Annotated in this window: 15 protein-coding genes; 5 read left to right on the forward strand and 10 right to left on the reverse strand. The window is 66.8% G+C overall.

Features of this window, described 5'->3' with window-relative positions; all coding sequences use genetic code 11:
- Positions 1–104: 104 nt before the first annotated feature.
- The 5 genes from ndk to ACWFRB_RS09845 all read right to left on the reverse strand — a co-directional run bounded on the left by ndk (position 105) and on the right by ACWFRB_RS09845 (position 5,765).
- Entirely contained in the window at positions 105–524 is a 420-nt protein-coding gene (gene ndk / locus ACWFRB_RS09825) for a nucleoside-diphosphate kinase (RefSeq protein WP_097211416.1), read from the reverse strand.
- 18 nt (positions 525–542) lie between these two features.
- The gene (locus tag ACWFRB_RS09830) at positions 543–977 is read right to left on the reverse strand and encodes a DUF4233 domain-containing protein (RefSeq protein ID WP_452640610.1); all 435 of its coding nucleotides are present in this window, start codon (positions 975–977) and stop codon (positions 543–545) included.
- Positions 974–2,410 carry a bifunctional tetrahydrofolate synthase/dihydrofolate synthase gene (gene folC, locus ACWFRB_RS09835; protein ID WP_452640611.1) on the reverse strand — a complete coding sequence of 479 codons (1,437 nt, stop codon included), beginning with the start codon at positions 2,408–2,410 and terminating at the stop codon, positions 974–976. Before folC ends, ACWFRB_RS09830 begins: the two co-directional genes overlap by 4 nt.
- Entirely contained in the window at positions 2,407–5,079 is a 2,673-nt protein-coding gene (locus ACWFRB_RS09840) for a valine--tRNA ligase (protein WP_452640676.1), read from the reverse strand. The genes folC and ACWFRB_RS09840 overlap by 4 nt, the downstream gene beginning before the upstream one ends.
- A gap of 74 nt (positions 5,080–5,153) precedes the next feature.
- Positions 5,154–5,765 (reverse strand): GNAT family N-acetyltransferase, encoded by a 612-nt coding sequence (locus ACWFRB_RS09845; protein ID WP_452640613.1) that lies wholly within the window; start codon positions 5,763–5,765, stop codon positions 5,154–5,156.
- 55 nt (positions 5,766–5,820) lie between these two features.
- Between ACWFRB_RS09845 and ACWFRB_RS09850 the strand changes: the two genes are divergently transcribed.
- The gene (locus ACWFRB_RS09850) at positions 5,821–6,144 is read left to right on the forward strand and encodes a DMT family transporter (RefSeq protein WP_452640614.1); all 324 of its coding nucleotides are present in this window, start codon (positions 5,821–5,823) and stop codon (positions 6,142–6,144) included.
- Positions 6,144–6,485, forward strand: coding sequence for a DMT family transporter (locus ACWFRB_RS09855; RefSeq protein WP_452640616.1), 342 nt, complete (start codon positions 6,144–6,146; stop codon positions 6,483–6,485). The genes ACWFRB_RS09850 and ACWFRB_RS09855 overlap by 1 nt, the downstream gene beginning before the upstream one ends.
- Positions 6,486–6,488: 3 nt before the next feature.
- On the opposite strand, the gene ACWFRB_RS09860 is transcribed toward ACWFRB_RS09855, so the two are convergent.
- Positions 6,489–8,252, reverse strand: a complete 1,764-nt coding sequence (locus ACWFRB_RS09860) for a DUF222 domain-containing protein (protein WP_452640618.1) — start codon at positions 8,250–8,252, stop codon at positions 6,489–6,491.
- A gap of 247 nt (positions 8,253–8,499) precedes the next feature.
- Positions 8,500–8,973: a flavodoxin family protein gene (locus tag ACWFRB_RS09865; protein WP_452640619.1), complete on the reverse strand. Its 474-nt coding sequence runs from the start codon at positions 8,971–8,973 to the stop codon at positions 8,500–8,502.
- A 284-nt stretch (positions 8,974–9,257) separates the two neighbouring features.
- Between ACWFRB_RS09865 and ACWFRB_RS09870 the strand changes: the two genes are divergently transcribed.
- The 3 genes from ACWFRB_RS09870 to ACWFRB_RS09880 all read left to right on the forward strand — a co-directional run bounded on the left by ACWFRB_RS09870 (position 9,258) and on the right by ACWFRB_RS09880 (position 11,067).
- Positions 9,258–9,815 carry a dihydrofolate reductase family protein gene (locus ACWFRB_RS09870; protein WP_452640620.1) on the forward strand — a complete coding sequence of 186 codons (558 nt, stop codon included), beginning with the start codon at positions 9,258–9,260 and terminating at the stop codon, positions 9,813–9,815.
- A gap of 167 nt (positions 9,816–9,982) precedes the next feature.
- Positions 9,983–10,348 carry a VOC family protein gene (locus ACWFRB_RS09875; protein WP_452640621.1) on the forward strand — a complete coding sequence of 122 codons (366 nt, stop codon included), beginning with the start codon at positions 9,983–9,985 and terminating at the stop codon, positions 10,346–10,348.
- Positions 10,349–10,443: 95 nt separating this feature from the next.
- Positions 10,444–11,067, forward strand: a complete 624-nt coding sequence (locus ACWFRB_RS09880) for a nucleotidyltransferase family protein (protein ID WP_452640622.1) — start codon at positions 10,444–10,446, stop codon at positions 11,065–11,067.
- Positions 11,068–11,105: 38 nt separating this feature from the next.
- Here ACWFRB_RS09880 and ACWFRB_RS09885 read toward each other — a convergent pair whose 3' ends face one another.
- From ACWFRB_RS09885 to yidC, 3 genes are read right to left on the reverse strand one after another with little or no spacing between them, the layout of a single operon-like run.
- On the reverse strand, positions 11,106–11,426 hold the full coding sequence (locus ACWFRB_RS09885) for a hypothetical protein (RefSeq protein WP_452640624.1): 321 nt from the start codon (positions 11,424–11,426) through the stop codon (positions 11,106–11,108).
- Between the two features lie 12 nt (positions 11,427–11,438).
- Entirely contained in the window at positions 11,439–11,897 is a 459-nt protein-coding gene (locus ACWFRB_RS09890) for an ABC transporter permease (protein ID WP_452640625.1), read from the reverse strand.
- A 26-nt stretch (positions 11,898–11,923) separates the two neighbouring features.
- Positions 11,924–12,871: a membrane protein insertase YidC gene (gene yidC / locus ACWFRB_RS09895; RefSeq protein ID WP_452640627.1), complete on the reverse strand. Its 948-nt coding sequence runs from the start codon at positions 12,869–12,871 to the stop codon at positions 11,924–11,926.
- Positions 12,872–12,882 lie beyond the last annotated feature (11 nt).

Genomic DNA, 12,882 nt, shown 5'->3' on the forward strand with positions numbered 1-12,882 from the left:
ATCAGTATCCCACACCGTCGGGCCCGACCACGCCAACGGCGCACCGGCGACGATCCAGCGCGGCGTGTTCGGACCTCTTACGGGGTGGGCGGAGGTGATGCGGACTAGCCGCGGGCGAGCTCCGGGAACCAGAGCGCGATCTCCCGCTCGGCCGACTCGACGGAGTCGGAGCCGTGTACCAGGTTCTGCTGGCCGTCCAGTGCCAGGTCGGCGCGGATGGAACCGGGGACGGCCTTCTCGACCGGGTCGGTGCCGCCCGCGAGCTGTCGGAATGCCGCGATCGCGCGCGGGCCCTCGAGCACCGCGGCGACGAGGGGTCCGGACGTGATGAACTCGATCAGCCCCGGATAGAAGGGCCTGCCAAGGTGCTCGGCGTAATGCTGGCCTGCCAGCGCCTCATCCGCGGTCTTCATCTCGAGGGCCGTGATGGACAGCCCCTTCCGCTCGACACGGGAAAGGATTTCTCCTACGAATCGGCGGGCGACGCCATCGGGCTTGATAAGTACCAGGGTGCGCTCAGTCACGGCGGACAGCTTAAGGGGTCAGTCCCGCTGGCCCGGAAGCAGACCCTGTTCGATCCGGTCGGTGAGGTCCCGCTTGAGATACAGCAGGTAACCCCACACCGCGCCGAATAGCAGTCCGACCGCGCCGATCGCGGGGTGCACCGCGAAGCCGGCGATCAACGCCGCCTGCAGCGCGAAGTTGTACCCCATCGCCCACGGCTTGCCCTGGACACCGCCGCCGAGAACCATCAGCAGCGCGAGTCCGACCAGGTAGACGCCGGACAGCCAGGTGACGCCGCCACCGACGGTCGCCACCACCGGGAGCGCCAGCAGCACCACGATCGCCTCCAGGATCAGGGTGCCCGCGCAGACCCCACGGAAGCCCTTCCACGGGTCGTTCACCGGCGGACGGAAGCGCGGAGCGCCGCCCTCCGCGTCGCCTTCGGGTGTGCTCGATCCCTCGGGAGTACTCACGCCGGGTCCTTTCCGAACAGGGTGCGGGCCACGCCCGCGGTGACCACCGATCCGGTGACCACGACACCCGCCCCCGATACTGCCTCACCGGGCTCGGCGACCTCCTCGGCCAGCCCGATGGCCGTCTCGAGTGCGTCCGGGAGCGTCTGCGCCACCACCACGCGTTCGTCGCCGAACCGGGCGACCGCCAGGTTGGCGAGTTCCTCGACATCCATGCCGCGCGGAGATCCGTTGTGCGTCACGACGATCTCGTCGAACACCGGCTCCAGCGCGGTCAGGATCCCGGCCACGTCCTTGTCCGCCATCACCGCGACGACGCCGACCAGCTTGCGGAAGTCGAACTCCGCGACGAGCGCGGCGGCCAGCGCCTTGGCCCCGTGCGGGTTGTGCGCGGCGTCGAGGAAGACGGTGGGCGCGCTGCGCACCCGCTCGAGACGCCCCGGGTTGGTCATCGAGGCGAAGCCTTCCCGGATCGCGTCGACGTCGAGCTGGCGGTCCGCCCCCGCCCCGAAGAACGCCTCCACCGCGGCGAGCGCGAGCGAGGCGTTGCGGGCCTGGTGCTCGCCGTGCAGCGGCAGGAAGATGTCGCTGTAGACCCCGGACAGGCCTTGCAGTTCCAGTTGCTGTCCGCCGATCGCGATCCGGCGGGCCAGGACCTTGAACTCGGACCCCTCGCGGGCCACCGCGGCGTCGGCCTCGACGGCCCGGCGCAGCAGGACCTCGGTCACTTCCGGGGTCTGCTCCGCGAGGATCGCGACGGTGTCGCGCGGCACCAGCGACTCGGGCGCCTTTTTGATGATCCCGGCCTTCTCGGCGGCGATCCCGGCGATGTCACTGCCGAGGAACTCGACGTGGTCGAGGCCGATGGGGGTGATCACCGCGACCTGACCGTCGATGACATTCGTTGCGTCCCAACGGCCACCGAGGCCAGTCTCCACGACCGCGACGTCCACCGGCGCCTCGGCGAAGGCCGCGAACGCCATCGCGGTGAGCACCTCGAACTTGCTCATCGCGGGGCCACCCGCCGCCTTGGACTGGGTGTCGATCATCTCGACGTACGGCAGCAGCTCGCGGTAGGTGTCCACGTAGAGGCGAGGCGAGATCGGCTTGCCGTCGATGCTGATCCGCTCGGTCGCCAGCTGCAGATGCGGGCTGGTGGTCCGCCCGACCCGGCGGTGCAGGCGCGTCATCAGCGCGTCGATCATCCGGGTGACCGAGGTCTTCCCGTTGGTGCCAGCGACGTGGATGGCCGGATAGCTGTGCTGCGGCGAGCCGAGCAGATCCATCAGGGCCGCGATGCGGGCGGTGGAGGGCTCGATCTTGGTCTCGGGCCAGCGCTGGTCGAGTTCGGCCTCGACGAGCGCCAGCTCGGCCAGATCGACGGGCGAGGGCTGCGATCCCCCGTCCCACTTCTCAGGTGTCTCGGCGTTCACGCCTGCGCCTGCCCCTTCAGATCCGCGTCCTTCATGTCAGCAGCATTGAGCCGGGCGGTGATCCGCTCGACCTCCTCCGCTGCCAGGGTCTGCCGGGCACGGATCTTGTCGACCACGTTGTCCGGCGCCTTGCCGAGGAACGCCTCGTTGGACAGCTTGGCCGCGGTGCCCGCGAGCTCCTTCTCGGCCGCCGCCAGATCCTTCTCGAGGCGCTTGCGCTCGGCGACAAGGTCAACGGTGCCCGAGGTGTCCAGCTCGACGGTGACGGTGCCGCGACTGAGCCGAACCTCGAGCGACGCGGTGGCCGCGAAGTCGTCGGCCGGATCCGTCAGCTTGACCAGGGAGGCGACCGCGGCCTGCTTGCCGTCCAGATCGGCCTCCGCGATCCCGCTGAGCCTCGCCGCCACCTTCTGGCCGGGGTTCAGGCCCTGATCGCTGCGGAACCTGCGGATCTCGGTGACGAGCCGCTGGACGTCCGCGATGCGCTGCGCGGCAACGGCATCGGCGGTCGCACCGGTAGTGGTCGGCCACTCGGAGATCACCACCGACTCCCCGCCGGTCAGCACCTTCCAGAGGGTCTCGGTGACGAACGGCATCACCGGATGCAGCATGCGCAGCAGCGCGTCGAGGACGTTGCCGAGCACGGCCTTGGTGCCCTCGGCCTCGGGACCGGCGAACTGCACCTTGGCGAGCTCGAGGTACCAGTCACACACCTCGTCCCAGGCGAAGTGGTAGAGCGCGTCGCAGGCCTTGCCGAAGTCGTAGCGGTCGAACGCGGCGTCGACCTCGGCCCGCACCTGCTCGAGCCGGTCCAGGATCCAGCGGTCGGCATCGCTGAGCTCGGCAGGCAGCGGCGCGGGCGCAGCGCCGTTCATCAGGGCGAACTTGGTGGCGTTGAACAGTTTCGTGGCGAAGCTGCGGGAGGCCTTCGCGTGATCCTCACCGACGGAGAGGTCGCTGCCGGGGTTCGCGCCGCGGGCCAGCGTGAAGCGCAGCGCGTCGGCGCCGAACTCGCGCACCCAGTCCAGCGGGTCGATGCCGTTGCCCTTCGACTTCGACATCTTCTTGCCGAACTCGTCGCGGACCAGGCCGTGCAGGAAGACATCCTTGAACGGCATCTGCGGACCGGACTTGCCCTCGCCCGCGGTGATCGCGTCGTCCTCGGAGACGAAGGTGCCGAACATCATCATCCGGGCCACCCAGAAGAACAGGATGTCGTAGCCGGTGACGAGAACGCTTGTGGGGTAGAACTTTTCGAGCTCAGGGGTCTGCTCCGGCCAGCCCATCGTGGAGAACGGCCAGAGTCCGGACGAGAACCAGGTGTCGAGGACGTCGGGGTCCTGCTCCCAGCCCTCGGGTGCGGTCTCGTCGGGTCCGACGCAGCGGACCTCCCCCTCGGGGCCGTACCAGATCGGGATGCGGTGACCCCACCACAGCTGGCGCGAGATGCACCAGTCGTGCATGTTGTCGACCCAACCGAACCAGCGCGGCTCGAGGCTGGCGGGGTGAATCGTGGTGTCTCCGTTACGGACCGCGTCGCCCGCGGCCTTGGCAAGCTCCTCGACCTTGACCCACCACTGCAGCGAGAGCCGCGGCTCGATCGACTCGCCGCTGCGCTCGGAGTGGCCGACGCTGTGCAGGTAGGGACGCTTCTCGGCGACCACACGACCCTGCTCGGCGAGCGCCTCGCGCACCTTCACTCGGGCCTCGAACCGGTCCATGCCGTCGAACTGCGTTCCGGTATCGGCGATCTTGCCGGTCTTGTCCATGATCGTGGGCATCGGCAGGTTGTGCCGCAGGCCCATCTCGAAGTCGTTGGGGTCGTGCGCGGGGGTGATCTTCACCGCACCGGTGCCGAACTCCGGGTCGACGTAGTCGTCGGCGATGATCGGGATCTGCCGCCCGGTGATGGGGTGCTCGAGGGTGGTGCCGAGCAGGTGCTGGTAGCGCTCGTCGTCGGGGTGCACCGCGACAGCGGTGTCGCCGAGCATCGTCTCCACACGGGTGGTGGCCACGATCACGTGCGGCTCGTTGTCGTCGAGCGAGCCGTACCGGAGCGACACCAGTTCGCCCTCGACGTCCTCGAACTTGACCTCGATGTCGGAGATGGCGGTCTGCAGCACCGGCGACCAGTTGACCAGGCGCTCGGCCCGGTAGATCAGTCCCGCGTCGTACATCCGCTTGAAGATGGTCTGGACGGCGCGCGAGAGGCCCTCGTCCATGGTGAACCGGTCACGGCTCCAGTCGACGCCGTCGCCGAGTCGGCGCATCTGGCCACCGATGGTGCCGCCGGACTCGCGCTTCCAGTCCCAGACCTTGTCGATGAACAGTTCGCGACCGAAGTCTTCCTTCTTCTTGCCGTCCGCCGCGAGCTGCTTCTCCACCACGTTCTGGGTGGCGATACCCGCGTGGTCCATGCCGGGCAGCCAGAGCACCTCGTAGCCCTGCATGCGCTTGCGGCGCGAGAGCACGTCCATGAGGGTGTGGTCGAGGGCGTGGCCCATGTGCAGGCTGCCGGTCACGTTCGGCGGCGGCAGCACGATCGAGTAGCCGGGCTTGTCGCTGGTCGGGTCAGCCGTGAAGTACCCGGCGTCCACCCAACCCTCGTACAACTCCTGCTCTACCGCGCTGGGGTCCCAGCTCTTCGGGAGGGCGTCGGCGGGGTTCATGGGGTCCTGCGGCACGGCACTGGTCACCCGGTGATTCTAGAGAACCCGCGGGCTCCCCCGACACCGCCGTCCGGTCAGCGAGGCGCCCGCCACATCGCCCACAGCGTCGGGCCACCGTTCGGGATCACGATCTCGCCCGTCACCTCGAAGCCGAATCGCTCGTAATAGGGGACGTTCGACTCCTTGCTCGACTCCAGATAAGCAGGCGCATGCTCGGCGTCACACCGCTCCAGCCGGGAGTTCATCAGCGCTTTGCCGTGGCCCGCGCCACGCGCCGAGGGATCGGTCCCGATGGTGCTGAGATACCAGTGCGGCTCTTCCGGGTGCGCCTTCTCGACCGTCCCGGCGAACTCCGCCCCCACCATGATCCGGCTGCCGAAGGCGTGGATCAGTCCGGGCAGCGCGCGCAGCTGGCTCAGCGCCGACTGCCGCCAGCGTCCCGGCGGATCCCACATGGTGGCCCCGGTCACCGATCCGTCCGCTGCGAGCGCAACCTCGACGCCGCCGAGCGGGAAGTGATGGTGCCGGATGAGCGTCCCGAACAATCGCGGCAACCCGGTCCGGCGCGAGCCGACGTCCGGCCACATCCATTCCGTCACCGGGTCGTCATCGAAAGCCGCGGCCAGCACGCGTCCGGCGGCGGGGACATCGGAGGGGGCGGCGGGTCGAACCGTGACGGCGGCCATGCCGTGACGCTACCGCCCCGAAGGCGGCTGTCCGGTCGCTCCGTACGTTGTAGGCATGACGACGGCATGGATTTTCCTCGCGGTGGCCATCTGCGCGGAGGTACTCGCAACAAGTCTGCTGAGTCGGACGGAGGGCTTCCGACGGCCCGGTCCGACCGTGGCTGTCCTTGGCCTGTACGGCGTGGCGCTGTACTGCCTGTCGCTGACCCTGCGCACCCTCGACATCGGTGTGGCGTACGCCGTCTGGGCTGGCGTCGGCACCGCCGCGATCGCCGCCATCGGAATGCTGGTCCTGCGAGAACCACGGTCCGCAGGCCGAATCCTCGGCATCACCCTGGTGGTGGCCGGAGTGGTCGCGCTCAACCTGGGCGGTGCCTGATGAGCGACGGCAAGCGGGCGTGGGCCTTCCTCGCCGCCGCGATCACCTGCGAGATCCTCGCGACGGTATTCCTCGGCAGCACCGAGCAGTTCAGCCGGCCGTTGCCGACGATCGCCGTTCTGCTCGGCTACGCCACCTCGTTCGCCTGCCTCGCCCAGGCGCTGCGGTCACTGCCCGTGAGCCTGGCGTACGCGCTCTGGTCCGGGATCGGGACCGCGACGGTCGCGCTGATCGGTATCGCGTTCCTCGGCGAAGAGGCATCCGTCGCGAAGTTCTTCGGGCTCGCGCTGATCATCGCGGGCGTGGTGATCCTGAACATGAAGCAGCCGGCGCCCGAGTAGCACCTACCGCCGGACAGGGAGGGTGAGGGCGTGCTGTCCGATCGCGTTGTGGATGTGCATGATCGCGCCGGCGAGCATCTCGTGACGCCAGAGGCCCGCGGTCTTGAGTTGGTGATGCAGGACGCACAGACACTGCAGGTTGGTGAGAATGGTCCAGCCGCCGAGGATCGGATCACTCCTGTCGAACGCCACTACATGATCGATCTGGCAGTCCGCGGCGGCGATCAGGCAGTCGGGGTGTCGGCAGGTGCCGTCACGCAGCCGGACGGCGGCGGCGAGTAGGTCGCTGGGTCGGTACGCCAGGGCCCCGGGTGGCGGCCTCGTGAATCCACCGTGGCCGTCCGGAAACGCGGCCATGAGATCCGCGGGGTCGTTCAGGATCGTGCGGAACAGACGATCGATGGCGTCGGCCGGCGAGGCGACACCGGGACGCGGGAGCTTGCGTACCGGAAGCGCGGTCGAGCCCGCGGGCAGGATCCGACTTCTGAGCACGAGCAAACCAGATCCGGGGTTCGACTCGCGGAGGTCGTCGGGCCCCGCCACGGCCGCAAGGCATGGATCTGGCACTTCGGATCGGCATGACGGGTCCGGTTCGCGCACTACGGGTTCCGCCGCGATGCCAGGTGGCCGGTGGTCCGATTCCGTCGCGGCCGCTGCCCCGGTCGATTCGGCGCCGTCCGCAGTGCCATTGGCCTCGTCGATGCCATCGTCGGCATCTGTGCCATCGTCGGCGCCGATGCCGTCGGCGTCGGTGCCGTCGGCGTCGGTGCCGTCGGCGTCGGTGCCGTCGGTGTCGTCGGCGCCATCGGTGTCGTAGCGGGCGACGGCGTGATCGCGATGTAGACGGTCGAGCGCCTGCGTGGCGCAGTCGATGATCGCCTGCCAGGTCGCATCCCCGGCGATGGCGCGGGCCTGCCCGGCGTCGAGGTATCCGTAGCCTTCGAGGTAGGCGGGGTTGTCGGCGAGGCCGAGCAGCGTCTCCAGCCCGCACGAAATCGTCAGATTCACCTGCGCGGCGGCGGGCTCACAGTTGCGGGTGGCAGCACAGTCACGGTCGCCACACTCGCAGGTCAGGACCCTCCCGCCGCGCATCAGGACCATGAACGCGTCCGCGCACCGGACGTCGAGCGGGCGCGGATCTGCCCTGCACGCCGTCTTGGCAACCGTCACGATCAGCCCCGTGACTGCCGCCAGCTGAGTCGCCGTCAACGTCACCGAGAGCACCCCCATCCCGTGAGGAAGGCGGCGGGAGCGAACCTTGCGTTTGGCCTCGGCCTCGTCGCGAGCGCGTTGCGCCCAGGCCGCGTCGTCCTCGATCAGCAGTCGGTCGATCTCGATTCCGAGGGCGGTTGGCGCGAGCCGTCTTGCGGCGGCGAGGATGTCGGCGTCGAGGCGCAGCACCGCTGCGATGGCAGCCTTGCGGGTGTGCTCATCGATCACCCGGACCTTGACCAGAGACACCTCACCAGCGGCGAAGGCGCCCCGAATATCGGGCATCCGCTCAAGGGCGAACCCGAGTCGCATCAGCGACGACACCGACCTGAAGGTGCTCGACAACGCCAATGCGACTTCCGCGATCGCGGACCGCTCCGCTTGCTCGGTATCGAAGCCTGCGCCGGGAGCCCGCTGGTCGAAGGTGCCCCGAGAGTTGATGTACTCCATGATCTGCCCGACCAACCGGGCCGCCGCCGCATTCTCGGCGCGCGAGGTCTCGGCGATCGCGTCGAGCAGGCACCGCTCACGATCCATCGCCACCGAGCCCGTCATGTGCATCACACCCCCGGGAGAATCACTAGAACATATGTTCGATTCTACTCGAGAGCGGACCCGACGCAAGGGGTTTGCGGAACTCCGGACCAAGTGGAATCGCATGATGGCGCCGACCGGCCCGAGCCGCGATACTTTGGATATCCCAGCCGGGGCCGACCTGCAACGCACACGCTTCTCGTCACCCGGGTCGACTCATCCCGGCGGCGCAGGTGAATGGCCTGATCGTGCTCTGACACCGGACAGCTCAGGATGCAGAGACCATCTGCGCACGTAGGCGCTCGGCGAATGTATGCGCTGCCCGCAGATCGTTGATGTCCGGCCGTTCCTTTCTTCTGCCGCCGACCAGCTTGAACGGCAGATAGGTATCGAACGCCCGGCAGGAGAACGTGTCGACCACCTTGAGCCCCTTCTGCTCGAGCAGCCGCTCGAAGGAACGGCTGTACCGCCTGAACGGAGGCTCGGGAAGGCCGCTGGTGGAGAACACAAACGCCGCGGTTGCGGGCTGCGGCGGGAGCGCCCCGACGAAATCTCGTAGCTGTGGATGGAAGGACATCTGGAAGATCCCGGAACCGAATCCCACCAGGTCATAACCTGCCAACTCGACCGGATCGACGTCCTCGGGAGCCATGACTGGCGCCGACAGCACGGCACCCATGACGTCGGCGATCTTTCTGGTGTTGCCGTGCGAGACGGACGTACACACGATCAGTGCCTTCACGCTGATTCTCCTGTCGTTTGAGCCATCACCCCAACCTTCCCGCATCTCGCCAACCGCGATCACACAACAAAGGACACCGAACGCGACGAAAACGTGACACCTGGGAGTCGATCGGTCCCACCCGGCCTTTGCTCGACTCGAGGTGGAGGTCGCTCTCGAGATCTCTGTGCGGCGCCTGCAATGGCCGTACGATCGCGCAGAAGGATGGAGATCCCGATGTCGAACCTGAGGATGGGCATCATCACCGATCGTCGCCGGTCGCTCCGGCCCGACGGGCTGCAGCCATGCTGATCTATTCGATGAGTGTCTCGGTGGACGGCTTCATCGCCGACCGCGAGGGCGCGTTCGGCTGGTCGATCCCCAGCGATGAGCAGTTTCGTTTCCACATCACGCAGACACGCGAGCTCGGCGGCTTCCTGTGCGGCCGCAGGCTCTACGAGACGATGCTGCCGTGGGAGACGGATCCGTCGATGCGCGACAACGAGCTCGACGCCGCCTTCGCCGACGCCTGGTGCGCGATCCCGAAGGTCGTCTTCAGCCGCACGCTCGACGGCGTCCAGGGCAATGCCCGGCTCGCCGAGGCGCCGCTGGCCGAGGAGGCAGCGTCCGCGCTCGGCGCGACCGACAAGGATGTCGCGATCGGCGGCGCCGGCCTGGCCGCGGGGGCCATCGAGCTCGGACTTGTCGACGAGCTGTGCATGTTCCGCAATCCGGTCGTCATCGGTGGTGGCACACCGTTCCTGCCGCCGGTCACCGAAGACGTCACGCTTGACCTCATCGAGACCAGGACATTCGGCTCGCGCGTGATCTACGAGCACTACCGGCGCGTTCGCGGCCACTAGGACCGGCACCTCCAACGGCTGGCTTGCCCAATTCCTTTCAACTCAGCTCAAGAACCCATACCGCCACACGGGCTTCCAGGTTGCGGCCGGTGCCGCTGCGCGGCCAACCGCGGAAACAAGGACGTCAACATCATTGAGTTCTCGACTGGCTCGTAGATGCTGTAGGCATGACGAATCGGTTGGTTGGAATCACGATCGACTGCGCGGACCCCGCACGGATGGCATCGTTCTGGAGCGCGATGCTCGACATTGCGGAGTCCGACGACCACGGTGACGATCTCGGATGGGCCACCGTGGGATCTCGCCATGATGGCCAGCCGCGCTTGACCTTCCAACGAGTTCCAGAGACCAAAAACGGTAAGGTCCGCATTCACCTCGACATTCAGGTCGAAGATATCGACGCAGGCCGCCACCGTGTCGAAAGCCTGGGCGGCCGCTGGGCAGGCGTGCGTCACGACTACGACGATGGAACCGTGATGGTGATGCACGATCCAGAGGATCACGAGTTCTGCATCGTTCAGTACTACAGCTGAAATACCGGGTTGCCCCACGGACTGACAAGGATCAGAGGGACACGCCGCCTACCGACGCGTCCGCGGTGATCGCCCCACTACACGCCGGTCAGGGGATGTTCCGGCTGCCGCTACGCGATGATTGCACGATGACCTCACGCGCCACGGACGAGCAGCGACTGCTCGAAATTGTCTTGGGGAATCCCGTGTGCCGACGGATCGTGGATCGGGCGGAGCACCTCGGCGTGGAGGACTGGTACCTCACTGCAGGCGGGGTGTTCCAGACGGTCTGGAATCACCTCGACGGCCGCGATCTGCGGGCAGGCATCAAGGACTACGACCTGTTCTATTTCGACGGGTCCGACCTGAGCTACGACGCCGAAGACAGTGTCATCAAGGGGGCCGAGATCCTGTTCCACGACATCAACGAAGTTGTCGAGGTCCGCAACGAAGCGCGCGTCCACCTCTGGTACGAAGAGCATTTCGGTGTTCCGGCCACAGCGTTCACCAGCAGCGCTGACGCTATCGACCACTTCGCGTCCACCACGTGCTGCTTCGGCATCACGCGAAAGGCAGGCGCAGATCCCGAGGTCTACGCCCCTCACGGTTTCGATGATCTCTTCGACATGGTGTTGCGCCCCAACCCGGTGATGGCACCCCGAGAGGTGTACGAAGCCAAGGCCGACCGGTGGAAAGCTGAGTGGCCGCGGCTGACGGTCCTTCCGTGGCCGGATCGGTGACTACAACGGCACCGCGCACTGCCGGGCGACTGTCGCCGCTAGTCTCCGAGATACCCAGTCTCAGGGTTGATCTGACTGAGGAAGTCGCGGATCGACTCGCGATGCTCGTCAACCGATATCGGCTGAAGTGCGGACGGGGTTCCTGCTCGATCTTGAATGCTGTAGAAGGCCACCCGTTGAGAACTCGAAAATCCGTACCCTTTGTTCGGTCCGGATACCCATTCATAGTCGCAGGCGCCTGGTTCCTCCGGGCGCAGTCTCACGGTGAAGACCTCCCCATCGACTGTCAGGGTGAATGGGCCATCGTTTGCGGTCGGGCGCCGGTCGCCTGATGGCTCGTCGTGTTCGTCGGTGTTCATGCTTCGCTCCTGTCAGCAACCACTCAAAAGAGAAACTGTGGCAGTAGATCCATCCCCTGGCTTACGTCGGCGCCGGGCGACCTGCTGGACCGTGGCAGTGATCAATCCAAGGGCCGCCATGGGAGCAGCGAAAAGCAGCGCTATCCAGTGTGAAGACCAGTTCGCCAGCCCAACGATCGACAAACCGACGAGTGCGGCGACCGCCAACCAGGAAACCCACCCCCGCATCGCCAGCGCCGCCACCACAGTTGGGGTCACGAGCAACAATCCGAGGCAGACCAGCGGCCATACCCCCAGGACGTGGACGATCGAGTCATCGCAGTGCAGGGAGGATCGGCCGCCATCGAGGTACAGCTCACCGGTCTTCGCGCACGACAACGACAAGTCAGCCATCGGCAGAGTACCGACCCACGCGGTGAACCCCAGCGCAGCAACGGCTAAGGCCCACCACGCTGCTCTCGGAATCGACACGTCCGGAGCCTAGACCGGCGCACTCGCTACCTGCGACGCTTCCGTCTCTGTCGCGTGGACTTCGGCCGGGCGTGCGGTCGAGCGCCTGGTTTGGGCGCAGTGGCCACTCGCAGTTCGGCGACAACTCGCTCTTTCGCGGCTTCTTCCCTGTCGATGCGAGTGAACACGAGGTGCTGCTGGCCATAGGTCCAGATGTTGTTGCTCACCCAGTACAGCAAGATCGCGATCATCAGGAACGGCCCGCCGACCAGGATGCCGAGCGGAAAGATCCACAGCATCAGCTTGTTCATGATCGCCGACTGCGGGTTGGCCGCCGCTTCCGCACTCTGCCTTTTCACCGATGCCCTCGCGTTGAAGTGCGTGGCAAGGCTCGCGAGCACCATCAGGGGGATCGCCACGGCGGCAATCGTGGCCACGGTCGGGACTCCGCCGTACGGCGCGAACGACGCCAGGGTGCTCTGCGGACTGGTGATCGCCACGGAGATCGGCGCACCGAACAGGCGAGCACTCAGGAACGACTGCACATCGGCGGCGCTGAAGATGTAGTTCGGAGTGTGTGCGTTGACCTCCGGAGTCATTCCGAGGTTGCCCATTCCGGTTCCGGTTCGGTTGAAAGAACGGAGCACGTGGTAGAGCCCGAGGAACACTGGCGCCTGAACCAGTGCAGGCAGGCACCCCATCAGCGGGTTGAACCCGTGATCCTTCTGCAGCTTCTGCATCTCGGTCGCCTGGCGTTGCCGGTCGCCGGCGTACTTCTGCTGCAGGGCCTTGATCTGCGGTTGCAACTCCTGCATCTGGCGAGTTGTGCGGACCTGTTTGATCGCGGGTTTGAGCAGTAGGACACGCAGGGTGAAGACCAGGAACACCACCGCCAGCGCCCAGGCGAATCCGTTGTCGGGGCCGAGAACCGAGCCGAACGCCTTGTGCCAGAACCACAAGATCGCGGACACGGGGTAGTAGATGAAGTCGAGCATTCGAGTACCTC

The organism is Rhodococcus sp. NPDC055112 (assembly GCF_053607505.1).